The sequence below is a fragment of the Mycobacterium sp. D16Q13 genome (assembly GCF_002013375.1).
Lineage (GTDB): Bacteria > Actinomycetota > Actinomycetes > Mycobacteriales > Mycobacteriaceae > Mycobacterium.
On record NZ_MAEW01000015.1, the window covers coordinates 132,973 to 158,084 of the forward strand.

Annotated in this window: 34 protein-coding genes and 1 tRNA gene; 12 read left to right on the forward strand and 23 right to left on the reverse strand. The window is 65.2% G+C overall.

Features of this window, described 5'->3' with window-relative positions; translation table 11 throughout:
- Nucleotides 1–20: 20 nt before the first annotated feature.
- Entirely contained in the window at nucleotides 21–500 is a 480-nt protein-coding gene (locus B4400_RS17315) for an MbcA/ParS/Xre antitoxin family protein (RefSeq protein WP_078311770.1), read from the forward strand.
- Complete coding sequence (locus tag B4400_RS17320) at nucleotides 501–1,058, forward strand: RES family NAD+ phosphorylase (RefSeq protein WP_078311771.1); 558 nt, start codon at nucleotides 501–503, stop codon at nucleotides 1,056–1,058. It abuts the gene before it with no gap.
- 3 nt (nucleotides 1,059–1,061) lie between these two features.
- Here the strand turns inward: B4400_RS17320 and B4400_RS17325 are convergent, their stop codons facing one another.
- The 9 genes from B4400_RS17325 to B4400_RS17365 form a co-directional block, all read right to left on the reverse strand.
- Nucleotides 1,062–3,002, reverse strand: coding sequence for a heavy metal translocating P-type ATPase (locus tag B4400_RS17325; protein WP_212566659.1), 1,941 nt, complete (start codon nucleotides 3,000–3,002; stop codon nucleotides 1,062–1,064).
- Nucleotides 3,003–3,237: 235 nt separating this feature from the next.
- Nucleotides 3,238–3,561 (reverse strand): hypothetical protein, encoded by a 324-nt coding sequence (locus B4400_RS17330; RefSeq protein ID WP_078311773.1) that lies wholly within the window; start codon nucleotides 3,559–3,561, stop codon nucleotides 3,238–3,240.
- 118 nt (nucleotides 3,562–3,679) lie between these two features.
- A complete protein-coding gene (gene lpqS, locus B4400_RS17335) occupies nucleotides 3,680–4,096 on the reverse strand; it encodes a putative copper homeostasis (lipo)protein LpqS (protein ID WP_078311774.1) in 417 nt (138 codons plus the stop codon).
- Nucleotides 4,090–4,383, reverse strand: a complete 294-nt coding sequence (locus B4400_RS17340) for a hypothetical protein (protein ID WP_286142115.1) — start codon at nucleotides 4,381–4,383, stop codon at nucleotides 4,090–4,092. The genes lpqS and B4400_RS17340 overlap by 7 nt, the downstream gene beginning before the upstream one ends.
- A gap of 51 nt (nucleotides 4,384–4,434) precedes the next feature.
- Complete coding sequence (locus B4400_RS17345; protein WP_502688410.1) at nucleotides 4,435–4,842, reverse strand: hypothetical protein; 408 nt, start codon at nucleotides 4,840–4,842, stop codon at nucleotides 4,435–4,437.
- A 50-nt stretch (nucleotides 4,843–4,892) separates the two neighbouring features.
- Nucleotides 4,893–5,327, reverse strand: coding sequence for a hypothetical protein (locus B4400_RS17350; protein ID WP_139360309.1), 435 nt, complete (start codon nucleotides 5,325–5,327; stop codon nucleotides 4,893–4,895).
- A 51-nt stretch (nucleotides 5,328–5,378) separates the two neighbouring features.
- Nucleotides 5,379–6,260, reverse strand: a complete 882-nt coding sequence (locus B4400_RS17355; protein ID WP_078311777.1) for an SDR family oxidoreductase — start codon at nucleotides 6,258–6,260, stop codon at nucleotides 5,379–5,381.
- Nucleotides 6,261–6,269: 9 nt separating this feature from the next.
- Nucleotides 6,270–7,520: a cysteine--1-D-myo-inosityl 2-amino-2-deoxy-alpha-D-glucopyranoside ligase gene (mshC, locus tag B4400_RS17360; protein WP_078311778.1), complete on the reverse strand. Its 1,251-nt coding sequence runs from the start codon at nucleotides 7,518–7,520 to the stop codon at nucleotides 6,270–6,272.
- A 20-nt stretch (nucleotides 7,521–7,540) separates the two neighbouring features.
- Nucleotides 7,541–8,305, reverse strand: a complete 765-nt coding sequence (locus tag B4400_RS17365) for a 3'(2'),5'-bisphosphate nucleotidase CysQ (RefSeq protein WP_078311779.1) — start codon at nucleotides 8,303–8,305, stop codon at nucleotides 7,541–7,543.
- A 55-nt stretch (nucleotides 8,306–8,360) separates the two neighbouring features.
- Between B4400_RS17365 and B4400_RS17370 the strand changes: the two genes are divergently transcribed.
- Nucleotides 8,361–9,209 carry an LLM class flavin-dependent oxidoreductase gene (locus tag B4400_RS17370; protein WP_078311780.1) on the forward strand — a complete coding sequence of 283 codons (849 nt, stop codon included), beginning with the start codon at nucleotides 8,361–8,363 and terminating at the stop codon, nucleotides 9,207–9,209.
- A 3-nt stretch (nucleotides 9,210–9,212) separates the two neighbouring features.
- Here the strand turns inward: B4400_RS17370 and B4400_RS17375 are convergent, their stop codons facing one another.
- From B4400_RS17375 to B4400_RS17405, 7 genes are all read right to left on the reverse strand, one after another.
- On the reverse strand, nucleotides 9,213–9,545 hold the full coding sequence (locus B4400_RS17375) for a DUF732 domain-containing protein (protein WP_078311781.1): 333 nt from the start codon (nucleotides 9,543–9,545) through the stop codon (nucleotides 9,213–9,215).
- 92 nt (nucleotides 9,546–9,637) lie between these two features.
- Nucleotides 9,638–10,540, reverse strand: a complete 903-nt coding sequence (locus B4400_RS17380; protein ID WP_078311848.1) for an LppU/SCO3897 family protein — start codon at nucleotides 10,538–10,540, stop codon at nucleotides 9,638–9,640.
- Between the two features lie 69 nt (nucleotides 10,541–10,609).
- Complete coding sequence (locus tag B4400_RS17385) at nucleotides 10,610–11,428, reverse strand: SCO1664 family protein (protein ID WP_502688411.1); 819 nt, start codon at nucleotides 11,426–11,428, stop codon at nucleotides 10,610–10,612.
- Nucleotides 11,409–11,999: a DUF3090 domain-containing protein gene (locus tag B4400_RS17390; protein ID WP_078291958.1), complete on the reverse strand. Its 591-nt coding sequence runs from the start codon at nucleotides 11,997–11,999 to the stop codon at nucleotides 11,409–11,411. Before B4400_RS17390 ends, B4400_RS17385 begins: the two co-directional genes overlap by 20 nt.
- Before the next feature lie 46 nt (nucleotides 12,000–12,045).
- Nucleotides 12,046–12,738 carry a histidine phosphatase family protein gene (locus B4400_RS17395; protein WP_078311783.1) on the reverse strand — a complete coding sequence of 231 codons (693 nt, stop codon included), beginning with the start codon at nucleotides 12,736–12,738 and terminating at the stop codon, nucleotides 12,046–12,048.
- Nucleotides 12,735–13,565 (reverse strand): undecaprenyl-diphosphate phosphatase, encoded by an 831-nt coding sequence (locus B4400_RS17400; RefSeq protein ID WP_078311784.1) that lies wholly within the window; start codon nucleotides 13,563–13,565, stop codon nucleotides 12,735–12,737. Before B4400_RS17400 ends, B4400_RS17395 begins: the two co-directional genes overlap by 4 nt.
- 56 nt (nucleotides 13,566–13,621) lie before the next feature.
- Nucleotides 13,622–13,936, reverse strand: coding sequence for a hypothetical protein (locus B4400_RS17405; RefSeq protein ID WP_057968063.1), 315 nt, complete (start codon nucleotides 13,934–13,936; stop codon nucleotides 13,622–13,624).
- A gap of 89 nt (nucleotides 13,937–14,025) precedes the next feature.
- On the opposite strand from B4400_RS17405, the gene B4400_RS17410 reads away from it, so the two are divergent.
- From B4400_RS17410 to B4400_RS17420, 3 genes are read left to right on the forward strand one after another with little or no spacing between them, the layout of a single operon-like run.
- The gene (locus tag B4400_RS17410) at nucleotides 14,026–15,093 is read left to right on the forward strand and encodes a hypothetical protein (RefSeq protein WP_078311785.1); all 1,068 of its coding nucleotides are present in this window, start codon (nucleotides 14,026–14,028) and stop codon (nucleotides 15,091–15,093) included.
- A complete protein-coding gene (locus tag B4400_RS17415; protein ID WP_078311786.1) occupies nucleotides 15,090–15,350 on the forward strand; it encodes a DUF5703 family protein in 261 nt (86 codons plus the stop codon). Before B4400_RS17410 ends, B4400_RS17415 begins: the two co-directional genes overlap by 4 nt.
- Nucleotides 15,350–16,411 (forward strand): quinone-dependent dihydroorotate dehydrogenase, encoded by a 1,062-nt coding sequence (locus B4400_RS17420; protein WP_078311787.1) that lies wholly within the window; start codon nucleotides 15,350–15,352, stop codon nucleotides 16,409–16,411. The genes B4400_RS17415 and B4400_RS17420 overlap by 1 nt, the downstream gene beginning before the upstream one ends.
- 15 nt (nucleotides 16,412–16,426) lie before the next feature.
- Here the strand turns inward: B4400_RS17420 and B4400_RS17425 are convergent, their stop codons facing one another.
- Together B4400_RS17425 and B4400_RS17430 are read right to left on the reverse strand one after the other, a co-directional pair.
- The gene (locus B4400_RS17425) at nucleotides 16,427–16,948 is read right to left on the reverse strand and encodes a YbhB/YbcL family Raf kinase inhibitor-like protein (protein ID WP_078311788.1); all 522 of its coding nucleotides are present in this window, start codon (nucleotides 16,946–16,948) and stop codon (nucleotides 16,427–16,429) included.
- 26 nt (nucleotides 16,949–16,974) lie between these two features.
- Nucleotides 16,975–18,330: a M20/M25/M40 family metallo-hydrolase gene (locus B4400_RS17430; protein ID WP_078311789.1), complete on the reverse strand. Its 1,356-nt coding sequence runs from the start codon at nucleotides 18,328–18,330 to the stop codon at nucleotides 16,975–16,977.
- Between the two features lie 151 nt (nucleotides 18,331–18,481).
- On the opposite strand from B4400_RS17430, the gene B4400_RS17435 reads away from it, so the two are divergent.
- Nucleotides 18,482–18,567: transfer RNA gene (locus B4400_RS17435), tRNA-Leu, on the forward strand.
- Nucleotides 18,568–18,595: 28 nt separating this feature from the next.
- Here B4400_RS17435 and B4400_RS17440 read toward each other — a convergent pair.
- A complete protein-coding gene (locus tag B4400_RS17440) occupies nucleotides 18,596–19,144 on the reverse strand; it encodes a TetR/AcrR family transcriptional regulator (RefSeq protein ID WP_078311849.1) in 549 nt (182 codons plus the stop codon).
- 178 nt (nucleotides 19,145–19,322) lie between these two features.
- Here B4400_RS17440 and B4400_RS17445 point away from each other — a divergent pair, with 178 nt between their 5' ends.
- Both B4400_RS17445 and B4400_RS17450 read left to right on the forward strand, forming a co-directional pair.
- A complete protein-coding gene (locus B4400_RS17445; RefSeq protein ID WP_078311790.1) occupies nucleotides 19,323–19,886 on the forward strand; it encodes a carboxymuconolactone decarboxylase family protein in 564 nt (187 codons plus the stop codon).
- Nucleotide 19,887: 1 nt separating this feature from the next.
- Nucleotides 19,888–20,862, forward strand: a complete 975-nt coding sequence (locus tag B4400_RS17450) for an MBL fold metallo-hydrolase (RefSeq protein WP_078311791.1) — start codon at nucleotides 19,888–19,890, stop codon at nucleotides 20,860–20,862.
- Nucleotides 20,863–20,874: 12 nt separating this feature from the next.
- On the opposite strand, the gene B4400_RS17455 is transcribed toward B4400_RS17450, so the two are convergent.
- The 4 genes from B4400_RS17455 to B4400_RS17470 all read right to left on the reverse strand — a co-directional run bounded on the left by B4400_RS17455 (nucleotide 20,875) and on the right by B4400_RS17470 (nucleotide 23,355).
- Entirely contained in the window at nucleotides 20,875–21,480 is a 606-nt protein-coding gene (locus B4400_RS17455) for a M15 family metallopeptidase (protein ID WP_078311792.1), read from the reverse strand.
- Nucleotides 21,481–21,494: 14 nt separating this feature from the next.
- Nucleotides 21,495–21,959: a hypothetical protein gene (locus B4400_RS17460; protein WP_078311793.1), complete on the reverse strand. Its 465-nt coding sequence runs from the start codon at nucleotides 21,957–21,959 to the stop codon at nucleotides 21,495–21,497.
- Between the two features lie 45 nt (nucleotides 21,960–22,004).
- Entirely contained in the window at nucleotides 22,005–22,832 is an 828-nt protein-coding gene (gene wag31 / locus B4400_RS17465; RefSeq protein ID WP_078311794.1) for a DivIVA-like cell division protein Wag31, read from the reverse strand.
- 229 nt (nucleotides 22,833–23,061) lie between these two features.
- The gene (locus B4400_RS17470) at nucleotides 23,062–23,355 is read right to left on the reverse strand and encodes a YggT family protein (RefSeq protein WP_030095510.1); all 294 of its coding nucleotides are present in this window, start codon (nucleotides 23,353–23,355) and stop codon (nucleotides 23,062–23,064) included.
- A gap of 209 nt (nucleotides 23,356–23,564) precedes the next feature.
- On the opposite strand from B4400_RS17470, the gene B4400_RS17475 reads away from it, so the two are divergent.
- The 3 genes from B4400_RS17475 to B4400_RS17485 are packed head-to-tail and all read left to right on the forward strand — an operon-like array spanning nucleotide 23,565 to nucleotide 25,107.
- Entirely contained in the window at nucleotides 23,565–24,029 is a 465-nt protein-coding gene (locus B4400_RS17475; RefSeq protein ID WP_078311795.1) for an SRPBCC family protein, read from the forward strand.
- A complete protein-coding gene (locus B4400_RS17480) occupies nucleotides 24,026–24,364 on the forward strand; it encodes an ArsR/SmtB family transcription factor (protein ID WP_078311796.1) in 339 nt (112 codons plus the stop codon). Before B4400_RS17475 ends, B4400_RS17480 begins: the two co-directional genes overlap by 4 nt.
- A complete protein-coding gene (locus B4400_RS17485; RefSeq protein WP_078311797.1) occupies nucleotides 24,361–25,107 on the forward strand; it encodes a DUF899 domain-containing protein in 747 nt (248 codons plus the stop codon). The genes B4400_RS17480 and B4400_RS17485 overlap by 4 nt, the downstream gene beginning before the upstream one ends.
- The last annotated feature ends 5 nt before the right edge of the window (nucleotides 25,108–25,112 follow it).

The following is a 25,112-nucleotide window of genomic DNA, read 5'->3' on the forward strand; positions in this document are numbered from 1 at the left end:
TTGTTGGGTATACTCATGGCATGGCAGCGACACGGCGCGGCACCACCGGCAAGGCGGTAGCGGCTTCCAGCCCTGCGAAAAAGCGCGGGTCTACATCGATTCGCTCGGTGAGCACTCCCCAACGTGTGGTGGTCGGCAGCCTGGCGGTCGCCACACAGCCGGCCGACGATCCGCTTGCTCCGTTGCGGGTGTCCTACCTGGTCGACGCCGTTGGCGGGGCCGCGCAGTTGGCCCGGATTATCGGGGTGAACCGGTCGCAACCCTCACGGTGGATCTCCGGTGAGGAACGCCCCGGCGGCCGCACCGCCCCCCTCATCATCGATCTGGAGCATGTTGTGTCGCGGGCACGTCTGGTGTGGGGTGACCCCGCCGCGACAACGTGGCTGGAAAGTGCGAACAGCTACCTCGGGGGCGCCCGCCCGCTGGATGTGTTGTTGAGCGAGGGGCCGGGCCGGGTCCTCGATGCACTGGATGCGGTAACCGCGGGGTCCTTTTCGTAGATGCTGGCCTACCGGATCTTCCCGTACCTCGCGGACGCGAAGACGGGGCAACCTGGACATCCGCTGTACCAGCACCGACCGCAACGCGGTGGCCGAATCGACCATCCCGACTACTACGTCTGGTACCTGGGAACGCGGCCCGAGGTGGCATGCGGGGAGGTATTCGGGGATCTACAGATCTGGGACGACTCGATACTGGAGTTCCCCCTGCTGGGTACCCGCAGGGCGCTCGGAGTGTTCAGCCTTCCCGATAACCTACGGGTATGTGATCTCGATGATGCGAAACAGCTTGTCAGGCTTGGACTTCGCCCCACACAGGTGGTAGCGCGGAATCTCGCCGTCACTCAGGCGTGGGGACATCAGATCTGGTCGGAGACCATGGCCGACGGCGGGGACCAGCGGTGGCAGGCCGTCAGATGGTGGTCATACCACCGTCCGTCGTGGCCGGTGCTGGCGAGCTGGCACCGCCCGAAACTGGAGCGGGTCGAACTCCTGGACCTCGACCACCCGGCCATCATCGACGCGGCAACCGCACTGAATCGTCCCATCAGCCGCTGACATTCACCTACCGAGGATTCGCCGCACAGACTGCTCCGGGCGAAGATCCAAGCGGCGCAGCAACTGCGCGTTGAGCGCGACCACCACGGTGGATGCCGACATCAAGATGGCCCCCACGCTCATCGGGAGCACGAATCCGATCGGGGCGAGCACGCCCGCCGCCAACGGAACCGAGATCAGGTTGTATCCGGCCGCCCACCAAAGGTTTTGCTTCATCTTGCGATAGCTGGCCCGCGACAACTCGATCACCGACAGCACCGACCGCGGATCCGAGCTGCCCAGAATGACACCGGCGGAAGCGATCGCGACATCGGTTCCCGCTCCGATCGCGATCCCCACATCTGCTTGGGCCAGCGCGGGAGCGTCGTTGACACCGTCACCGACCATCGCCACGGTATGCCCTTCGGACTGCAGCTGCGCCACCGCAGACGCCTTGTCCTCGGGCCGCACCTCGGCGAACACCCGATCCACACCGAGCTCGGCCGCCACCGTGTTGGCCACGGCATGCGCGTCACCGGTGATCATGACGACCGATACGCCCAGTCTGTGCAGCGCCTCGACCGTATCCCGAGACTCCGGCCGGATGTCATCGGCCAGCCGCAGTGCGCCGGCGACCCGCCCATCCACCAACACGTGCAGAATGATCGCACCCTCAGCACGCCATCCTTCGGCGATCGGTAATTCTTGTGCACCATGCCTTTTCAGCATCGCGGGCCCACCGACCGCGACCTGCGCACCCGCGACCTCCGCGGTAACACCCAGCGCCGGCTCGGAAGAAAAGCCGCTGGCGGCAGCGACACGCAGTCCCCGGTCTCGAGCGGCTTCTACGATGGCACGTGCCAGCGGATGCTCACTGTCGGCTTCGGCCGCGGCCGCCAGCGACAGCACGGCATCGGCCTCGCGTCCCTCGACGGGTTCGACACCCGTCACCGTAGGAGCACCCTTGGTCAGCGTTCCCGTCTTGTCGAACAGCACGACATCGACGGTGCGCATCTGCTCAAGAGCCAAGCGGTCTTTCACCAAGACCCCGCCCCGCGCGGCGCGCTCGGTGGCGATGGAAACGACCAGCGGAATGGCCAGGCCCAACGCGTGCGGGCAGGCAATCACCAGCACCGTGATGACGCGCACCACCGCGGTGTCAGGGTCTCCCAGAATCGTCCAGGCCACGGCCGTCAACGCGGCGGCACCGAGCGCGAACCAGAACAACCAGCCCGCGGCGGTATCGGCGATCCGCTGCGCGCGCGAGCTCGACGCCTGAGCATCGGCCACCAGACGCTGGATTCCGGCGAGTGTGGTGTCGTCACCGACCGCCGTGACTTCCACACGCAGACCGGAATCGGTGGCCACGGTGCCTGCGACGACCGGATCGCCGGTGTGACGACGTATCGCGCGTGACTCCCCCGTCACCATCGATTCATCCAGATGGGCACTGCCCTCGGTGATCCGACCGTCCGCGGGCACCGAGCCGCCCGGGCGCACGAGAACCACGTCACCCACCCGAAGGTCGGCCGGCGCGACGGACACCACCGCGTCTCCCTCGACGCGCTCGGCACTGTCGGGCAGCAGCGCCGCCAAGGAGTCGAGCGCCGAGGTGGTCTGCGCCAGCGACCGCATCTCGATCCAGTGCCCCAGCAGCATGATCACCACCAGAAGCGCCAGCTCCCACCAGAAATTGAGCTGGTGATCGATCAGGCCGAGGCTCGCCCCCCAGGACGCGACGAAGGCCACCGTGATCGCCAGGCCGATCAACAGCATCATTCCCGGCGTGCGACTCCGTACCTCGGCGACGGCACCGATCAGGAAGGGCTTGCCGCCCCAGAAGTAGATGACGGTACCGAGCACCGGTGAGATCCACGGGACCCAACCGGTGGCCGGCAACTGATAGCCGATGACCATCGCGAACATGTCGTTGAACGCCACCACCGGCACGGAGAGCCCCAGCATGATCCAGAACAACCTGCGGAACTGCCCGACATGGTCAGCATGACCTCCATGGCCTCCGCCATGACCCGCGTGGTCGTGGTGACCGTGATCGTGGTGACCGTGATCGTGGTGAGCGTGGTCGACATGATCGGCTTCGCATGTTGCGGCAGGCATGTGAGAAGACGGATGGCCGGGGTGATCCGCGTGCGCACTCATACCCCGATTAAATACCCCCCAGGGGTATATGTCAAGGGGTTTAGCACTGGACGTCGACGTGATACACGCTGTAAAGCCATACCCGCCTGGTCGGCCCGGACGAGATGTTCGGGTAGATCCGCGGGTTGCCGAAGACGTCGAGATCTTTGCGCACCCGGGTGGCTACGCATTGCGACAGCGGCTTGTTGCCGCTCCTGGTAACGATGACCTTGTTGCCTTGGGCCTTGAGGCCGTCAATGACTTGTTCGGCGTCACCGAGCGCGCCCGGGCCGGCCTGAGCGACCGGGGCCGCCACCAGTGCCGCGGTAACCGCGGCCGTAACCCAGGCCATCCCGGGCAGGCGCCCACGAAAGTTGGAGTTCATGGCGAAATACCTCTCATGCGTGAAGCCGCACCCAGGAGGGTGCGGAGCTTACTGACGGTTGGCCGCAGCACCGGGCCGTGCATGCGTCAACGCATGCCGGTACCCGGGCCGACCGTGATCAGCGCCGCAGTACGCAGAGGTGATGAATGAGAGTGCGCCCCCCGATGATTGCCGCAGCCCCGGTATGAGACGGCGGCCCGCGCGTCGGGACCACACCGATCGCCGACGCCAGTACACAGACGGCAAGCATCGATGCGGCAAGCCACAGCAGACGTGGCACTACGGGCGTCGCGACCGCGGTCGCCACAGCGTCGCCGGCCGAGCACCCCAAGACCACAGCCTTCCCGATGTGATCGTGCACCGTGACCGCGCTGAACTGCCGCGGCGACCCGGCCGCGACGGCATGATGCGACAAGGGAACCGCGGCCATATCGCGGTGACGCATCGCCACACACTGCACCGCGAGCGCAGTGAGAGTCGCCGCCGCGATAACCACGCTTACCGAAACGCGGATCGTCCGAGAACTGGTCAGCATTGAACGTCGACGTAGACGGTGCGGTAAATCAGTTGAGTACCCACACCATTGGCACGTCTAGCTCGGTTAGGGTCGGCGATGCGGGGGTGGGTCCACCAATACTCCGACTTCCCTTCGCGCACCGCGGTCACGGTGCACGCCTGCAGCGGCTTATCACCGGTGCGAAGGACGACGACCTTGGCACCTTGGCGTTGCAACTGCGTGATCACCTGCAAGGCATTCGCCGGCGAGGGACCGGCCGATGCGGCGGGAGATGCGGCGACGGCCAGCGCCGCGGCGAGAAACATTGCCGCAGCGATCGAACGACATGGAAAAAGCCTGCGGCGCATAAGAATTCCCTAACACTTAACAGTGACGTACATGACGTGGGAGGCCAGTGAGCGCGTGGGTGGGCCCTTGCGCTGCGGCGCCTGCCGATAGATGTGCCGACCGACCCGGATCGAGGTGGCGGTGCACTGCGACAGCGGCTTTTTGGGACCGCTGCGGTTGATGACGATCTGATCCCCGCGGACCTTCAGCGCGGTGATCACGGCCTGGGCGTTACCTGGCGCCTGCGGACCCGGTTGCGTCGGACCGGCGGAGGCGGGGGCCGCCCATACGACGGCTACCATCCCGGCCGCCAATGCCGATCCGCCGATGCGACCGGCGAGAGCGCGCAGCACAGCTACAGATGATTTAGCCACGGTGATCGTGTCCTTATCTGAAAAGTGTTGAAGCCATGACTGATTGGTCACCCGACCGCGCATCGCCGTCTACTCGTTAGACGATGGGTGACTGGCGGGGCAGCCGGAACCGGTCAGCGCCGCATCACACAGAAATGCACGAGACGCTCATGACCGTTACTCAACAACCAGTGGGGCTGTACCCGGGGCGGACCGTGCGCGCTCGGGCGCCACATCTCACACACCGCGAGCACCACGAATGTCACTGCCGCGGCAGCCACCGCCCACCCGGAGAGCACGCCGGCGGCAGAGACGGCGGCAGTGATCACGGGCAACGCGTGGCAGTCGTGATGATCTTCAGCGCCCACCAGATTGACGAGTACGTGTGGCACCTGGGCGACACCCATTGATGCGGCCAAGGTGCCAACAACTCCGGGAGCCGCATCCGGCGCCGCATGGCACGTCAACAACGGCATCAGCACAACCACGATGCTCAGCAGGACCCGCAGCAGGACCGACGCCAGGGTGAGACCTCCGCGTCGCACTGTGCGTTCACCGCCGGGGGCCATCACCCCACGATACACACACCCCATACCCGTAATGGGTATATGGGAAGGTCGCTAGACCTGCTCTGCCCGGTCATGAGCAGCGCGCTGTAAGGCCGCCACCTCGGCGTCGATACGCGGCAGGATCTCGGGAATCATGCCTCGCACCGGGATCTCGCCAACCGGCGTCGACAGCACAGGCTTAAGCCAGTGCGTCACACCCACCCAGCCGGGGCAGTTAATCCGTCGACGGCGGCGCTCGATGCCCTTCACAAAGGCCTTGCCGCAGGCTTCTACCGAGGTCACGGTGCCCAATGGCGGTGGCAGGCGGTTCAACATCTCCGAGAACGCCGACAGGTTAGCCTTCTGGTCGTTCACCATCGAGGTGTCGATCCACGACATATGCGCCGAACCGACATCGACGCCCCGATGCGCCACCTCCAGGCGCAGCGCATTGGCGAAGTGCTCAACGGCCGCTTTCGAGGCGTTGTACGCCGTGACCCCCGGCGCGGCGGCATATGCCGCCAGAGAGGACACGATAAGCACGTAGCCCTGTCGTTCGATGACCGAGGGCAGCGCCGCGCGCACCGTATGAAATACCCCGAGCACGTTGACATCGATCAACTTCTTGAAGGTGGCGGGGTCGATCTGCAGCACCGAGCCGAAGGCCAGCAGTCCGGCATTCGCAAGCACCACGTCAATCCCGCCGAACCGCTCCACGGCTAGTGCGACGGCCTTCTCCATGGCCGCCAGGTCGCAGACATCGGCAACCACGACCAGCACCCGATCACGACCCAGCTCATCGGCAACCGCGGCAAGCTTGGTCTCGTCCAGATCGGTGAGCACGAGATTGGCACCCTTGGCATGCAGCCTGTGGGCGACTTCCACCCCGATTCCACCGGCACCGCCGGTGATCAGGACGGTCTTACCAGCGATGTTGTTCGGCGTTGAACCCATGGACCGACGCTACAGCTGCACTCCCAGCAGGGCATCCACCGCATGACGCACATGGGTTCCGGCCTCGGGGTCATGACCGCCGTACGCCAACGCGTCGGTCACCCAGTTATCTAGGGCCGCAAGAGCTTTTGGTGTATCCAGATCGTCGGCGAGATAGCGCCGCACCCGGGACACCACGTCGCGGGCACCCGGCGCGGTGGGCAGCGCCACTGCGTGGCGCCAGCGGGCCAAACGGCCCTGCGCGTCGGAAAGCACGGCGTCACTCCAGGACCGATCGGCACGGTAGTGACCGGCCAACAGCCCGAGTCTGATCGCCGCGGGATCCACACCCTCGGCCGTCAGCCCCGAAACCTTCACCAGGTTCCCGCGGCTCTTGGACATCTTGTGCCCGTCCCACCCGATCATCCCGGCGTGCACATAGTGCCGCGCGAAACGGCGTTGCGCTGTAACGGATTCGGCGTGCGCGGCACTGTATTCGTGGTGCGGGAAGATCAGGTCGCTGCCACCACCCTGAATGTCGATACCGGCACCGAGCTCGCGCAGAACGATCGCCGAGCACTCCACATGCCAACCCGGCCGGCCCGGGCCAAACGATGCCTCCCAGCTGGGCTCCCCCGGGCGCGCGGCGCGCCACAGCAGGGCGTCGAGCTCATTGGCCTTGCCGGGACGGTCCGGATCACCGCCGCGTTCGGCGAAGAGCCGCGACATGGTCTCGATGTCGTACCCCGACTCATAGCCGAACTGCTCGGTGGCGTCGACGCGGAAGTACACGTCCGGATACTCGGGGTCATCGACCACATAGGCAGCGCCCGAGGCCAGCATCTTCTCGACGAGTTCGATGATGCAAGCGATCGACTCGGTGGCGCGCACGTACTCCCGCGGCGGTAGCACCCGCAGCGCCGTCATATCGCCCCGGAACAGATCGGTTTCCCGGTCCCCCAGCTCACGCCAATCGATGCCGTCACGGTCGGCACGTTCGAAGAGCGGGTCGTCGATGTCGGTGACGTTCTGCACGTAATGCACGTCCAGGCCCGCGTCGAGCCACTGCCGATAGATCAGGTCGAACGTGAGATACGTTGCGGCGTGGCCCAGATGGGTGGCGTCATAAGGGGTGATGCCACACACATACATCGTCGCGCTGGATCCCGGACCGGACGACGGCGTGACCGGTCGCACCTGACGATCGGCGGTGTCGTACAGCCTCAGCTGCGGACCACTACCGTCGAGTTCAGGAACCGGCGCCGACGTCCACGACTGCATGGCACCACTGTATGAGGTGCTCAGGCGAGCTCGGCCACCGCATCCAGGAGCGGCCGCGCCAGATCGGAGCGGCACATGATCAGGTCCGGCAGGTACGGGTGCGGTTGGTTGTAACGCAGCGGGGTTCCGTCGAGGCGCGAGGCATGCAGCCCGGCCGCGAGCACCACGCCCGCCGGTGCCGCGGAATCCCACTCCCACTGGCCGCCGCCGTGCAGATAGGCATCGGCCTCACCACGCACCACCGCCATGGCCTTGGCCCCGGCCGAACCCATCGGGATCAGTTCGATGTTGTGCCGTTCTGCCATCTCGATCAGCAGCTTCGGAGGGCGACTGGCACTCACGACAACCCGGATCGGATCCGATTCAGCGCGCGCCGGAGGGCTGACCCGGGTCTCGTCGGTGCGAAACACGGTGCCCAATCCGGGCAGCGCGACGGCGGCATCGGTGATCGACCCCCCAGCACCATCGGCCTGCCATAGCGCGACATGCACCGCCCAGTCGTCGCGGCCCTGGATCCCGAACTCGCGGGTGCCATCGAGCGGGTCGATGATCCACACCCGCTGCGCGCCCAGGCGGACCTTGTCGTCGACGGCCTCCTCCGAGAGCACCGCGTCCGCGGGCCGTTCGGCGGCCAGTCGCTCCAGCAGCAGAGCGTTAGCACGCTTGTCACCGGCCGCGCCGAGCGCCTTGGGGTCGTCGAACCCGAGCTCGGCACGCACTTGCAACAACAGCTGTCCGGCTTCGTGAGCGAGTTCTGCGGCAAGAGCGGCATCGGAAAGAGTCACCCGGTCAGTATTACCCGATCAGGATTTGTCACACCCCGTCGGCATACTCGCGCCCATGACCGCCGGCATCCAGTACGGAATCGTCCTGACAACGGGTGACGCCGCCGACGTCGCGGAGCTGGCCGCGCTGGCCGAGGAGGCGGGCTGGGATGCCGTCTTCGGCTGGGAACCGGTGTGGGGTGTCGACGCATGGGTGGCGTTGACAGCGGCGGCTATGCGCACCACCCGGATCAAGCTCGGAACCATGCTCACGCCGCTGTCGCGCCGCAAGCCGTGGGATCTGGCATCCACCACTGCGACGCTGGATCGACTCTCCGGCGGCCGGGTCATCTTGTCGGTGGGAATGGGTGCGCTGCATGACAATTGGCTGGCCTTCGAGCGCGACCAGGGCCGCAAGGCTCGCGCCGGGCTACTCGACGAGGGACTCGACGTCCTATTCGGGCTATGGGAAGGTCAGCCCTTCAGCTACGAGGGCACGCATTACCAAGTGACGCCCACGGCGCATATGGTGCCCGGCCCGCCGGCACAGAAGCCGCGCATCACCACCTGGTGTGTGGGTCTGAGTGGCTCACGCAAGTCCCTGTCCCGCGCCGCCCGCTGTGACGGGCTGCTGCCCAACATCACCACGGCCGACGGACAGTTCGACCTCAATCCGCCGCTACGGCGATGGATTGAGGCCGCCCGTGAAATTCATTCACTACGAAGCGAATTGGGCCACACCGGTGGCTACGACGTGGTGTACGAGGCAACTACCGACTTCGGTGACCTCGCTGCCACACGCGAGAAGATCACCACCCTGCACGAGGCCGGCTACACCTGGTATCTGGACTCGGACTGGCACACCGAGCACGAGGATTCCCTCGGAGCATTGCGCGGGCGGATCGAAAAGGGGCCGCCGCGCTAGGCGTCAGTGTTTGACGTCAGGACACATGGTCTGGGGGGCGTACTCGACCACCGCCTTCGACGCCCACTTCGGAGACCACGGGAGCAATGTGGCGGCCGCAATGGCCTCGTCCTTCGTTCCGCCGTTGCGCAGCACCCCACAGGCCATGTTCCCGGCGTGCACGTACATCGCGGCATTGCCCGCGTTATAGGGGCTTGCCCCGGGAATGTTGTCGTTGATGAGCTGTAAGAACTCTCCCTCGCCATCGGCATGTGCCGGTCCGGCAAGACTGATGGCCCCTGCGACGGAAGCGGCGAGAATGCCGGCAGCCCAAAACCGGCGGAAGTTGGTAATCATGATGCCCCCTCAGATGAGGAGACGATCTTATTGCGCGATAGCGACTGGTCGGAAGCGTTTTTGCGTAAGTTGACCGATCCCAGTTTGCACGATCAGGGAGCGAATTCGCCCGTACAGATAGCCATCGGCGGGTCGGGGAACGCGAAGGAATGAACCACCCCGGGCTTGCCCTTGCATTGCGCGGCCTCTTTCGTCCCCGGAATCACGAACAACACGACGAATGCCTTCGGCGCCTGGCAGGTATCCGCGGCCACGAACACGGTGCTGCCCATCACCACTGCCGTCTGATAGCACGAGCCGACACGCAGTTGCGGGGCAATGCAATACGAGAAATCACCGGCCGTGAATCCGGTGTACGTCTGCCGGCACTTGCCGCCGGGGACAACCTCGATCACACGCCACGCCGCCTTGGGGTCCGTACACGCCACCGCCTTGTAGTCCGAGGGAGCGGCCAACGCGATACAGTCGCCGACTGCGGCCACCTGTCCCGCGGCCTTGGGCGGGCCCGTCGGCGCCGGGGGCGGAACAGGCATCTGGGGCAGTGGCATTGGTGCACTAGGCGGCTGCGCAGTAGGTGTCAGATACGTCGGTGCGCCACTGACTGTGGGCAATTCGGGGTTCGCGTAGGACACCGTAGTAGTCGGCGAGCTGACCGATTGGCGCGGATCGGTGTCCCGGTTGAGGATCACCACCAACACCACCGCGAGCACGACGACGACCACCGCGGTGATCGAAGCGATCAGAATCCACGGCCTGGACTGTTTCTGCGGCCCGAAGGGATCCTGCCCTGGGAGCCCCGGATACATCGGGGGAACCGCGTAACCCTGCGGAATTCCGTCATACAGGCGGCCGATCGAATCGTCCGGGTAGTCCGATGGCGCGTAACCGTACGGAGCCGTCGGCGGCGGCGCCTGCCAGTGCTCCTGAGTTGGCCCTTCGGGTGCGCCCCACTGCCCCGCTGGTCCCTGCTGATACGGGTCATGTGGTCCCGTCACGTCAGCACCCCCCTTGCCCGTCCCTTCCCGGAACATCACGCTGTGCCGACCAGGCTAGACGATCGCCCATCAAAAGGCGGGCCACGGTATAGGTCTGTTGCGATCAGGCATCGGCATCACCGGCTCATCCAGCGTCGTCGCAGCACGTTGGCGTAAAGCCGCCACTTCCTCCGCAGTGATGTGGACCGACAGTGCGGCGCCCAAATCTCCCCGCAATGCCTCCTCGAGGCGCTCCACGTCATCAAGCAACTCTGGCTCCACGGGCTTGCCCGCCCATCCCCACAGCACGGTTCGCAGCTTGTCGTCGGCGTGCAGGCAGATCCCGTGATCGACGCCGTAGACACCGTCGGCACCCCGCAGGATGTGACCGCCCTTGCGGTCGGCGTTGTTCACCAGGGTGTCGAACACCGCCATCCGGCGCAGCAGGGCGTCATCGGCGTGAACCAGCACGATTTCCGCGCCGTCGGCGTCGAGAGCGCGCAGGATCGGCAGGTAATCCTGCGGCACGGCCTGCGGAAGACAGATATCGACCAGGTCGAGGGCGCCCTCGGCGAGCTCCGGCTCGTGGATCCACCGCTGCACCATGCCAACACCCGCCGGACCGTCTCGAAATACCGTATACGGCACCACGTTCCAGCCCAGCTCCGCCGAGATCAGGTACGTTGCCACCTCACGCCCGGCCAAGGTGCCGTCCGGGAAATCCCAGAGCGGCCGCTCACCTCGCACTGGTTTGTAGACACAATGCAGGCCACTTTCGACCTCACAGAGAAACGTGGCATTGCTCGCGGATCGGATGCGCCCGATGACGGTGAGCTCGCCGTCACGGATGGCGGCGTGCTCCTCGGGGCTGCCGCCGGGGCCCGAGTCGTCAGGACTCGGCGTCATCATCTGCCGCCCCGGGCACCGTCCCCCGGCGGTAGCCGTTGGTGCGGACGCAGATGTGTCCGGCCGGATCGAGCGGCTCCTCGCATAGCGGGCACGGAGGACGGCCCGCGGAAACGACCCGGGTGGAGCGTGTCGCGAACTGCCGTGCCGCTTCCAGGGACAGGAACACACGAACGGCGTCCGGGCCGTCCTCGGAGTCATCGAGCACCACGGAGGCGTCGAACTCCTGCTCGCTCACCGCGAGGAGTTCGACAACCACCGAGTTGGCCTCGGCGTCCCAGCCGAGCCCCATGGTTCCGACCCGGAACTCGGCGTCGACGGGCATCACCAGCGGGCTGAGATCCTCAACCACATCGGGCTCGGGCGGGATCTCTGTTCCGAACCGGCGGTGGACCTCCGACAGCAGGGTTCCAATGCGCTCAGCCAGCACAGACACCTGTTGCTTCTCCAGCATCACGCTGACGATCCGGCTCTCATGGACGGCTTGCAGATAGAACGTACGGTTCCCCGGCTCCCCGACCGTTCCGGCGACGAAACGGTCCGGGCTGCGGAATACGTGAATCGATCGGGGCATGGTGTCTCCAAAACTACCGGTCGATGAACCCCTCGCGCGAAGGGTTCTAATCGGTTGTGCCGCCCACAGGGGCATCGGAAGCCGCCCCGGCGGGCTTCTCGGGCGGCCGGGCGCTCAGCGCGCTGGACAGGTCGGGGCCGGTGTGATTCATGTGCATAACGAAGGGTCGCAGCTCGGTGTAGCGCACCACGCTCATCGAGGCCGGATCGGCGACGATGCGCTGGAACGCATCCAGGTGCGTGCCGAGCGCGTCGGCGAGTACCGACTTGATGACATCTCCGTGCGTGCATGCCACCCAGACGCTGTCACCGCCATGCTCCTCGGATAGCCGCCGGTCGTGCTCACGGATCGCCGCGACCGCCCGCGCCTGGACCTGTGCAAGCCCCTCACCACCCGGGAATTGTGCGGCACTGGGCTGCTGCTGGACGACCTTCCACAGGGGTTCGGCGAGCAACTCGGCAATCGCGCGGCCGGTCCACTGCCCGTAATCCACCTCGGCGAGCCGGTCCTCAACGACAGGCGTCAGGTTCAACTCCGCCGCCAACGGCGCCACGGTCTGCTCGCACCGCAGCAGCGGGGACGTGATGATCGCCCGAACCGTCACCGCGCCCAGACGGTGGACGATCCCCCGTGCCTGGACTTGTCCCTTCTCGTCGAGCTCGACACCTGGGCTGCGGCCGGCGAGGGTGTGCGCGACATTCGAGGTGGACCGCCCGTGACGTAACAGGATGACCGTCATGACGCGCTCACCACCCCGGCAGCCAGCAGACCCATCACCGTGAGCCCCAGGACCACGCGGTATCCGACGAACCAGTACATGCTGTGGTTGCTGATGAAGCGGAGCAGCCAGGCGACTGCCGCGTAGCCGATGACGAAGGCGATCAGGGTGGCCACCAGCAGCTGCGGACCCGTCGCACGCATGCCCTCAGTCACCGGGTGGAACGCATCGGGCAGGGAGAACAGCCCGGAGGCCAGCACCGCCGGTATGGCCAGCAGAAATCCGAATCGGGCGGACGCGGGCCGGTCCAGTCCGAGGAACAGCCCGGCGCTGATGGTGGCACCCGACCGGGATACACCCGGGATCAGAGCCAAAGCCTGTGCGCTACCGACGATCACAGCATCCTTCATGGTGAGCTGTTCGGTGTGACGCACCTGCCGCCCGTAGTACTCCGCGACGGCGATGACCAGCGCGAAGACGATGAGCGAGGCCGAGATGAGCCACAAATTTCTTGCACCCGAACGGATTTGATCCTTGAATGCCAGACCCAACACGCCGATGGGCATGGTGCCGACAATGACGTACCAGCCCATCCAGTAGTCAAAAGTTCTGTGCGCCTTCACGAACAGCCCCCCGAACCATGCACGAAGGATGCGCCAGATGTCCTTGGCGAAGTAGAGCAAAACCGCCGCCTCCGTGCCCAACTGGGAGACCGCCGTAAAGGACGCGCCCGCATCCTCATCGAAAAACACCCGCGACACGATGGCCAGATGGCCCGAGGACGAAATCGGCAGGAATTCGGTAAGTCCCTGGACCACCGCCAGCACGATCACTTGCAACCAGGACATTGCCGCTACTGCCGAATCCACGACAGCGACCGTACTGGACGCGGCGGCAGATCGCCCTAGCCGGCCAGCAGCCGGGCGAGGCGGCTGATGCTCACCGGCTGCGCGTCGGCGACCAGATCGCGCACCGCGGCAACGATGCTGCGTTCATCGGTGACATCGATATCAGTGATGGGCCGGGTTCCCACGGCCACCACATCGCTGTCATCGGGAACCAGCTCGGTGAGGAAGGCCCGGTAGATCTCGACACGCAGCAACGAATCCTCGATGCGGAAAGCGAAGCTACGACCATCGCCCACCTCACCAAATCCATTCGCGTGCACGCCCGTCACGAGGACCTCGACGGTGAAGACCGGACTGTCGGCAAGCGTCATGGCTCTCACGATAGCCCCCAGCTACCGACTGCTAGCACCGAACGCGCCGAGAAAGTCATCTCCTGCTCGGCAATCCCAGGTCGATTGCGATGATGGATGCGATGAATCCTTTACCGGGCCGCGATGTGCGCGGTATAAGAGGCACTATCACCGCACTAGCAGCCGTCATCGCGGTGGTCTCGGGCGCCGTATCGGGCTGCTCAACGGGCAGTGATACCGGCAGCCCCGCCGCCCCCGCCGTCATCACGCCGGCTTCCGCAGCACAGTCGCCCCCGGTGACGGCAGCACCGGCGGGAACGGTGCACCGGTTCGCCGGCCAGTCCAGCGCCGTGTTGTTCGACACCTCGAGCAACACAGTGTCAGTTCTGACCAATGACGGCCGAACAGTGACGTTGTTCACGCGGGACAATCTCGACGCGCCACGTCACACCGTCACGCTCTCCTCCCCGGCGACCGCTGCCGTCGGCGACGACCACGGCAGGGTGTACCTGTCCACCACGGGCGGCTACTTCACGGTCGACATCACCTCGGGGCGCGCGAACAAGGTCGATATCTCGGGCCACGAAAACGCCGAGTTTTCAGCCATCACCCGCCGCCCAGACGGCCGTGTCGTGCTCGGAAACACCGACGGCACCGTCTTCACGCTCGACGCCCAGAACCAGATTGCCGCCCACGCAAGCGGTTTCGCCCACATCGATTCCCTTGCATACCAAGGCAACACCGTCGCCGTTCTGGACCGCGCGCAGAGCTCCGTGACCACCCTGACCGAGGCCGGCGATGGCACCGCGCATGCCCTTCGAGCCGGCGAGGGGGCGACCACGATGCTCGCCGACGATAAGGGACGCCTGCTGGTGGCCGACACCCGCGGCGGCGCCCTGCTGGTGTTCGGCTTGGCCGACTCGCTCATCCTGCGCCAGCGCTACCCGGTTCCCGCCGCTCCGTATGGACTGGCGTACTCGACCAAGCTCACCTGGGTGTCGCAGACGGCGTCCAACACGGTTATTGGCTACGATTTGTCTACCGGCATCCCCGAGGAAAGGGCCCGATTCGCGACTGTGCGGCAACCTAATTCACTGGTCAGCGACGGATCCACGTTGTTTGTGGCATCCGGCGTCGGCGACGGAATACAGGCGATCGACATCAGGAGTATCGGGTGAGCCGCGCCGCACGCAGTAGCTTTCCAGCGGGTTGGGAGAGCGAACCCGATGACGAGTACGACTACTACCCGTTGCGGCTGCCTCCGGAAATCACCAGGATCACGGCATCGCTTCGGCTCTCGATTCAGGCCGAGTTCGGCGGCTGGGAGCTCACCCGGGTCCGCGTCTACACCGACGGAAGCCGTCGAGTCCTGTTGCGCCGCAAGAAACTCCGCGGAAACCTGGCTGGCGGGCCGTTTACCGTCCCGGTGATCTGATGCTGTACGCCATCCTGTTGCGGCTGTTTTTTGTGGTGCCACCCGAACGGGCGCACAGCCTGGTCTTCGCTTCCCTGCGCGCCGCGGCAGCCTTCGCGCCCACGCGCTGGCTGTTGAATCGGCTGTGCGCCCCGGCCGACCCCCTCCTGGCCAGCGAGGTGTTCGGGGTGCGCTTCCCCGCCCCGCTGGGCTTGGCCGCCGGATTCGACAAGGACGGCGAGGGCCTCAAGGTGTGGGGCCCGCTGGGGTTCGGCTACGCCGAGGTGGGCACGGTGACCGCCATCGCGCAGCCCGGCAACCCGAAGCCCCGACTGTTCCGGCTCTCTGCCGACCGCGGCCTGCTCAACCGGATGGGTTTCAACAACCACGGTGCGGCAGCCCTTGCGCCCCGGTTGGCGACACGAAAGTCCACGGTGCCCATCGGCGCCAACATCGGCAAGTCGAAGATCGTCGAGGCCGCGTTCGCGTCCTCCGACTACCGGGTGAGCGCACGCTTGGTGGGGCCGGCCGCCGATTTCCTGGTGGTGAATGTGAGCTCCCCCAACACCCCTGGGCTACGCGATCTCCAAGCCATCGGCGAGTTGCGCAAGATCCTCTCCGCGGTTCTCGAAGAGACCACCACACCGGTGCTGGTGAAGATCGCCCCGGATCTCTCCGATGCCGATATCGACGAGATCGCAGATCTGGCAGCGGAACTGGGCCTCGCCGGGATCGTTGCCACCAACACCACCATCAGCCGCGCCGGCTTGAAGACGCCCGATGTCGAAGACCTGGGCGCCGGGGGCATCTCCGGTCCGCCGGTGGCCACCCGATCACTCGAGGTGCTGCGACGGCTACATCGGCGAGTGGGTGACCGCCTGGTGCTCATCAGCGTCGGCGGCATCGAGGATGCCGACGACGCCTGGGCGCGGATCACCGCCGGGGCCTCACTGCTGCAGGGCTATACCGGGTTCATCTACCGGGGTGGCTTCTACGCCAAGCGGATTCATGACGGTATCGCCCAACACCTGCGTGACGGCGGGTTCGGCAGCCTGCAAGAGGCGGTTGGCTCCGCCTCCTAGCCCATTCCGAGGCAGCTAGTGCTGCTCGTAGGTGCCGTGAATGACAGCGCGGGCGATCGCATGCCCAAACAAGTTGAAGCCCAGATACGCCGGGGTAGCGCTCTCCGGCAGCTCCAGCTTCGGCACGCTCACGGCGTGCACGGCGATGTAATACCGGTGCGGTCCGTGACCGGCGGGCGGTGCCGCCCCGATGTACCGCTTGAGGCTCGCGTCATTGGCCAACGTGATCGCATCCCCCGGCAAGTCGCTTCCGTTGCCCACGCCAGCGGGGAGCTGCGTCGTAGTGGCGGGCAGGTTCGCCACCGCCCAGTGCCAAAAGCCCGACGCGGTGGGCGCATCGGGGTCATACACCGTGACGGCGAAGCTCTGCGTTTCCTCGGGGAATCCGGACCAGCTCAGCTCGGGCGAGACGTCCTGTCCCCCAGCACCCATGATTCCGCTTACCTGCTCGATGCCGAGCGGCTGTCCATCGGTGACGCTGGCAGATGTCAGGGTGAAGGTCGGCAACTGCGGCAGGGAGTCGTAGGGAGAGGCCATGTGGGCGTCCTTTCAGTCGGGTGTGATCAGTGGTTAAGCAGGAAGTGCTGAAGAACCTTGGTACCGAACGTCAATGCGTCGACGGGCACGCGCTCGTCCACGCCATGGAACAGTGCGGCGAAGTCGAGCTCGGGCGGCAGCTTCAAGGGTGCGAAACCAAAGCACCGAATACCTAACCGGGCGAACGCCTTTGCATCAGTTCCGCCGGACAGCATGTACGGCACGGTGCGGGCATCGGGATCGAATTCCAGCACCGCGGCATTCATCGCATCGACCAGGTCGCCGTCGAACGTTGTCTCGTAGGCGGGGAGTAACTGCACCCATTCGCGTTCGACATCGGGCCCGATGATTTCGTCGACCTCACGCTCGAAGGCCTCCAGCCGTCCGGGCAGCACCCGGCAGTCGATCACGGCCTCAGCGGTCGCCGGTATGACATTGGCCTTGTACCCGGCCTTGAGCATCGTGGGGTTCGCGGTATCGCGCAGGGTCGCGCCGACAATCTTGCCAATCGATCCCAACTTGGCGACGGTGCCCTCCAGATCCGGTGAGTCCGGGTCGAAGTCGTAGCCGGTCTCCTCGGCGACCGCGGCAAGGAACTGAGTCACCGCTTCGGTCAGCACCAAGGGGAACCGATGCCGGCCCAGTTTGGCGACGGCTTCGGCGACCGCCGTGACGGCGTTGTCCTCATGCACCATGGAGCCGTGGCCGGCCCGCGCCTTGGCGGTCAACTTCATCCACGCGATGCCCTTCTCCGCCGTCTCCAGCAGGTACAGACGCCGCTCCCCACCTTCCTTGCGCGGCACGGTGAGCGAGAAACCGCCCACCTCGCCGATGGCCTCGATGACACCCTCGAACAGGTCGGGACGGTTGTCTACGAGCCACTGAGAGCCCCACTTGCCACCGTTCTCCTCGTCCGAGACAAATGCCCAGACCAGATCGCGCGGGGGTACCGTCCCGGATTGTTTGAACCACCGGGCGATCGCGACCATCATCCCGACCATGTCCTTCATGTCGACCGCGCCGCGGCCCCACACATAGCCGTCGGTCACCGCCCCCGAGAAGGGGTGCACGCTCCAGTCGGCGGCCTCTGCGGGAACGACGTCCAGATGGCCGTGCACGAGCAGGGCACCACGCCCCCTGTCGGCCCCGGCCAGACGCGCGAACAGGTTTCCGCGGCCAGGTGCGCCCGCCTCGACGTACTCACAGGTGTATCCGACCTCTTCCAGCTGCTGCTGGATCCAGCGGGCACATTCGGCCTCGCCCTTGGTGGTTTCCAGCTCTCCGGTGTTGGAGGTGTCGAAACGGATCAGCGTGCTGACCAGTTCGACGACCTCGTCCTCGGGCGCCGGATTCTCAGAAGTCACAACTACCTTTCCTACCATCGACGGACGCCGCACACCGGGCGCGGGCAACCGGTTTGGGCCTTGTGCAGGGTTTCCGCTAGCCTATGACGGCAACCACGGGCCATAGTGCCCGCACTTGGTTTGAGCACAGCGCGGAAATTCCGCCTACGTGCCCAAACTGGAGCAAGAGGTCCGAGTGGCGGAATGGCAGACGCGCTAGCTTGAGGTGCTAGTGCCCTATTAACGGGCGTGGGGGTTCAAGTCCCCCCTCGGACACACACGACTGAGACGAGCGAAGCCGCTTTTAGCCGCCGCGCGACGTCAGATTGATCAACGGCAGATAGACGGTGTCGAACAGCTCCGCGAGCTTGTCGCCGTCAAACTGCTTGCGGGTGAAGAACAGCTCATGGCGCATGAGCGCAAGGATGCTCGTCGCCACAGGCAGCGGAATGTCCTCGGGACCGATCTCACCGCGCTCGCGCGCCTCGGCCAAGGCCTGCAGCACCGTTTGGTCGACCCATCCGGCGATTGCCGTCGTCATGTCGCCGGCCAATTCGTCGTCGGCCTCGGCCAAGAGGCAGCGGTAGTTGGCGACCCCGATGAGCTGCAGCTCCCGGAGCAAGGCCCCCAACAGTGCCAGCACGTCTTCACGCAGGGAGGTGGCCGATGCGAGCCGCGCGGGTGGGTATCGCAGCGTCGGCAGTGCGTCGGCGACCATGTGCGCGCGGGATCGGTAACGGCGGTACAGCACCGGCTTGCTGGTCTTGGCCCGACGGGCCACACCCTCAAAAGTAACCCCGGAGTAGCCGTGCTCCTTCAGCTCCGCGTACGTCGCGTCGCGGATTGCCGACATCAGTGTTTCGTCGCGCCGCCGTGTCCCGCCGTCCGCCCGCGACGCTTCCGCGCTCTCCTTCACGCCTCCAGTAGACACGTCGCGTATCTTACGCCGTGATACGATCAGAGCACACAAGATACGGTCCGTTTCTTATAACAGACCCTTGCCGCCAGGAGTGCCCAAGGAGAGGAAATCCATGAGCGTCGTTCTGCCGACGGTGGCCGATTTGAGCCCCACACAACGAGAAGCATTCGAGCTGTTCCCCGCCAATCTGACCCGGGGCCTGGTGATGACGAGGAACAGCGCCAAGCCCTACCTCACCTTGGGCCTCTCCTTTAGAGACGGCGAGTTGTCCGCCGAGACCAGAGAATTGGTCATCTTGCGGGTCGGTGCGGTCACGCGCGCGCAGTACGAGATACACCACCATGCTCCGGAGGCACAGCGAGTCGGAGTGCCAGCCGAGGTGATCGACGCGGTGGTGTCCGGAGTGGACTCCTTCGGCGATGAGCGCCTCGCCGCGCTCATCGGTTTCGTCGACGAACTGCTTGCCGGGATCACCGGCCCACCCGCGGTTACCGACGCTGTCCAGAAGTTCTACTCAGACAACGAAGTCGCCGAAATCGTGCTGCTCACTGGGCATTACGTGATGACAGCACTCTTCCTCAAGACGCTGGGCATCACCGCCGATGGTGAGGGCGCGACGCAGGACATCCTCACCACCGCTACGAACACATTGCGTTCAGAAGAGGGGCAGAACTGACATGACACAGGATTCTGCGTTCCACAAGGGACTCGTCCAACTCGGCGGTGGCGCACACGTTTTCCTCTCCGGCGACGAGGGCTTCGGGCTGGCCAACGCGGGTCTGGTGGTCAGCGATGGCGAATCACTGGTCGTGGACACCCTTTACGATGTGCGGCACGCGCAGGAGATGCGCGATGCGTTCGGGCAGCACACGGCGACTGCCCCGGTGCGCTATGTCTTCAACACGCATACCGACGGCGACCACTTCTTCGGTAATCAGGTATTCGCCAACGACGTCGAGATCATCGCCACGGAAGCCGCCAGTGCGCTCATGGTGCAGGAGCACGCCGACCTGACCGCCGAGCTCCTGGGCGGCAGCACCGACCCGTCATCGCCTATGCACGTGTTGGCCCCACTGGCCAAGCCTTTCCATTTCGATGAGGTGCGCGTCCGGCCCGCGGACACCACGTTCTCGGGCGAGAGGGCGCTTCGCGTGGGCAAGCTCGACCTCGAGTTGCATGAGCTCGGTCCGGCCCACACCGTCGGAGACGCGATCACCTTCCTCCCCGAACACAAGGTGCTTTTCTCCGGCGACTTGCTGACCCATGCCATCGTGAAGGTCGTCTGGTCGGGTTCGGTCCCTCACTGGATCGCCGCGTTGGAGCGCATCCGTACCTTTGGCGCCAAAACCGTTGTGCCCGGTCATGGCCCAGTGCTGGTCGGCGCCGAGATCGACGCGGCCATCGATCGCGGCATCGCGTTCTGGTCGGACTTACACGAGCAAGCGAACCGTCTCTACGACCAGGGCACTCCCGTGGAGGACGCGACAGGGCGCATCGATGTCACGAAATATCCTGAAGCGACGGTCACTTTGCCGATCATCATCGCGGCGATCTACCACGAACGCGACCCCGAAATCCCCTTCCAAAGCCTCACCCAGGCACTGGAATCCATCTCAGGTCAGCTCGCCAAGGCCGCAGCCGGTCCGAGGTAGAAGCGAGTCTGGTCAGCCCGCCGCGTTGGTACGCAACGGTGGACATTGCCCTTCGGCATCGGCGATGAGTTCGTAGTGCCACTTCTCGTTGGCGAAGACCTGACACAGACCGAATTGCGCACTGTGCCTTAGCATCCAGTCGTAGGCCGACGCGGGACCGATGTCGACGGCCTTGCCCTGCACATGATGCGATTCGTCGGGAGTGGCCACCCACTGCCGGGCCACCGCCAGGCTTCCGTACGTCTGTACCGCGTCATCGAGTAACTGCTGTTGGAAAGCCCGTGACCGCCAGCCCGACGTGATCACAAGTGTCACACCGTCGACCGCCGCGCTATTGGCGGCGTCCTGGACCGCGCGGAGCAGCGGAGGGTCCAGCCTGATGACCGCGAGAGAAGTGGTGTCGAATGGGCTGACCGGAGCAGACAACGCGCCCCCGTCCGGCTCCTCGCCGAGCGTGCCGGACGACGGAGGCTGCGGGACAGTCGTCTGGGCCGTCACCAGGACAATGCCAGCCACCGCTTCCGGGTGGCCGCTTACGGCCGGTTCCGTGGCGTGGCATCCCGACAGGCTAAGTGTCGCAACGACGACCGCCACGCTCACGACTGCTCTACGCGACATTGGCAAGGGTCCCGTCACGAGCGGTGTGGCTCGTCCTCGTCCTCGTCGTCAACATCGAACTGCTCGTAGGTCTCTTCGGCAGACGGATGGATGTGGGCCGCGGTGGCGGCCTCCTTGAGGCTGACAGCGGCGGGGGCCGTGCTCTCGTGTACCGCCGGGATCACCGATGTCTTGGTCGAATCTGCTTCTGCCACATCGGTTACCGAGTCACCGCCGGCCTGATCGGCCGAGGCGGTTCCGGACTCGTCGGTCCCCTGCTCGTCGGACTCGTCGTCATCGCCCTCGGCGTCCGGGTCGGACTCCTCATCGGATTCCAGCGCGCCGGCGTGCCGGTCCCGAATCGCGTCGACAATCATGAGCACCACGCCAATGGCGGCTGCGGCGATACACACGAAGGCAAGAACTTCATTACTGGTGACCACTGCTGTCACCAGGGCCGCCAGACCGACAGCGGCCAACACCAATGCGACGATCAGCATCGCGAATCACTCCTCATACGTGCCGCGAGCATAGACCGATCTAAATCAGTAGTTGTTCCCACGGTTGAACTGGCCGAAACCGGCTTCCTTGGATGCGTTTTCATTCGAAGCACCCGCATCGACGGGCGCTGCGGAACCGCGCTGGCCAAGCTCCTCGAGCTGAGACTCCAGGTAGGTCTTGAGCCGGGTGCGGTACTCGCGCTCGAATGTACGCAACTGCTCCAGACGCCCTTCCAGCACCGTGCGCTGCTGGTTGATGGTGCCCATGATCTCCGAGTGCTTGCGCTCGGCATCGGATTGCAGGGCATCGGCCTTCTCCTGCGCCTGGCGCAGCTGGGTCTCGGAACGGGTCTGGGCATCCGAGAGTAGCGCCTCTGCTTTGGCCCGTGCGTCGGTGACCGTCTTATCGGCGGTGGCGCGAGCCTCGCTGACGATCTGGTCCGCATTTGCGCGAGCATCGGACAACAACTTTTCCGACTCGGACTTGGCGTTCCCGGTCAGACGGTCCGCGGTGTCCTGTGCCAGGCCCAGGATCTTGGCCGCGCGGACATGGTGTTCCTCGGTCGACGCCGCAGCCGGGGCGGCCGCCACGACGGGTGCCGGTGTGGGCTCGGGCTTAGCGGGCTCGGGCTTCTTCTCGGGCTTGGGGGCCTCGTAGACGGGAGCCGCGCCGCCACCCTTGCGGGCCTCGACCAACTCCTGGTCCAACTCCTGAACCCGCTGACGCAGGTCCGAGTTCTCCTCGATCAGGCGGGCCAGCTCGTTCTCCACCAGGTCGAGGAAGGCGTCAACCTCGTCCTCGTTGTATCCGCGCTTACCGATGGGTGGCTTACTGAACGCGACGTTATGTACATCAGCTGGTGTAAGCGGCATTGCCTGCCCCTATCAAGTCTCGACGTCTGGAATCGTATTGCAGTGTAAAACGAACGTGCCGTGTCACTGTAACTGGCGTCCATCCTGTCACATCCGACCCGCCGGTCGCAGCAGAGCGCGTTAAGTATCCCTCTGACGTGCATAAAAATACTCTGAGGCTTTGGATATGACGCGCATTCGTATCCAGATCGATGTGAGTTGAATACCGAAATTCAGCGTCGCTGGAGGCTTAGCCAGCGGCCATCAGGAACGCCACCCGCATGCCAAAGAATCCGACCAAAAGCAGCAAAGTAATGGACAGATCGAATCGCACCGCGCCAAGCGAGAGTGGCGGAATGAGGCGGCGCAATAACCGCACAGGAGGGTCGGTGACGGTAAAGATGAGCTCCAGAATCACCACAGTGGCGCCTCGCGGGTGCCAATCGCGGCTAATGGACTGAATGGTCTCGATCACTATGCGCGCGAACAGCAGCAAACAGAAGAGCAGAAGCGCGTAGCCAATGATCTCAAAGAACAGTGCCAAGGGACCCCTCATCGGGCAAGCGTGAACAATCACGCGCGGGCTTCTTAAAACAGCTTCCTCAGCCTACCGGCAGGCCCCGTCGGGCCGCCCACCACACAACGAAACCCCTGGACCGCGCCACCGGGCCAATCACCTGCAACTTATGGTTGCATATCACCCCTTGCGGCACTACAGTAAAACGCAACCGATTGTTGCGAGTTGGGAGAGACATGTCATACGAACGCATCGAGCGAGAACTTCACATCGACGCGGCGCCGGAGGTGGTCTTCTCCGTCATCAGCCGCCCGGAACATATGAAGCAATGGTGGCCGGACGACGCAGAGTTCGCCCCGACCCCGGCGGCGCGGGGCGAGATCACCTTCAGCGGCGAGGAACCCGGCGAGGTCCAGATCTTCGGGCTCACGCTCGTCGACGTCGATCCGCCGCGGCGGTTCTCGTTCCGTTGGTGTTATCCCGAGGGGCACGTGGCGAACGCTGGAAATTCGCTACTGGTGACATTTGACCTCACACCGGCGGGGACCGGCACCCAGGTGCGCATGACCGAGGTCGGCTTTCGGGACCAGGGCCGAACCGAAGCCGACGTCATCGAGCAGTACGAGGCACACGAGGAGGGCTGGGCGCGGCACCTGCCCCGCCTCGCTCCCTGCGTGGGCGAGCTGGCGGGCCGGCCATGACGACAGCCGTCATCGACGACGATCTGTGGGCGGCGGTCGGCGATCCGACCCGCCGGCGGGTCTTCGACCTCATCTTGACCGACGGCATGGCCACGGCCACAACGTTGAGCGATCGCCTTCCGGTCACCCGCCAGGCCGTGACCAAACACCTCGCGGTCCTCGACAAGGCCGGCCTGGTCCACGCCACCGCCAACGGGCGGGAGAAGCAGTATCGCGCCAACGCCGAACAAGTCGCCCGCATCGCCGAGCAGCTCACCGCGGTGGGAGCGGCATGGGATCGACGGTTGGCGCGGATCAAACAGCTCGCCGAGACCATAGAGAGGGCAACATCATGAGGACTCCCCCGATCGTGTCGGCACAGGATTGGGCAATCGCGCACCAGCAGATGCTCATCGAGGAAAAGGCGTTCACCCGGGCCCGCGACGCCCTGGCCGCCAAACGCCGGCGCATGCCGTGGACTGAGGTGGACGCGTCCTACCGGTTCGAGGGACCAGAAGGCCCGGTAACCCTCCTCGACCTGTTTCAGGGTCGCCGCCAGCTCATCGTCTACCGCGCCTTCATCGACCCCGGCACGGGCGACTGGCCCGAACATGGGTGCACCGGCTGCTCACTGATGGCCGACCACATCGGCAATCTGGCCCATCTGAATGCCCGCGACACCACACTCATCTACGCCTCGCGCGGATCGCAGGCGGACCTGGAACGCATCAAGGCACGGATGGGCTGGCATCACCCCTGGTACACCATCGCCGCGGACAGTTCCTTCGACCGCGACTTCGATGTCGACGACTGGCATGGCACCAACGCATTCATCCGCGACGGGAATCGGGTGTACCGCACCTATTTCATCAAGAACCGGGGTGACGAGGCGTTCAACAACACCTGGACCTTCCTCGACATGACGGCGCTGGGCCGCCAGGAGACATGGGAGGACTCGCCGGAGGGCTACCCGCAGTCCCCCGCATATGAATGGTGGGACTGGCACGACGAGTACGGCTCACACGAGCCCTCGCGCTGGTTCGGTGACCCGGATCCCGACGATCCACACGATCCGCGCCCCGCGAAGTCCTGCCACTAACGACG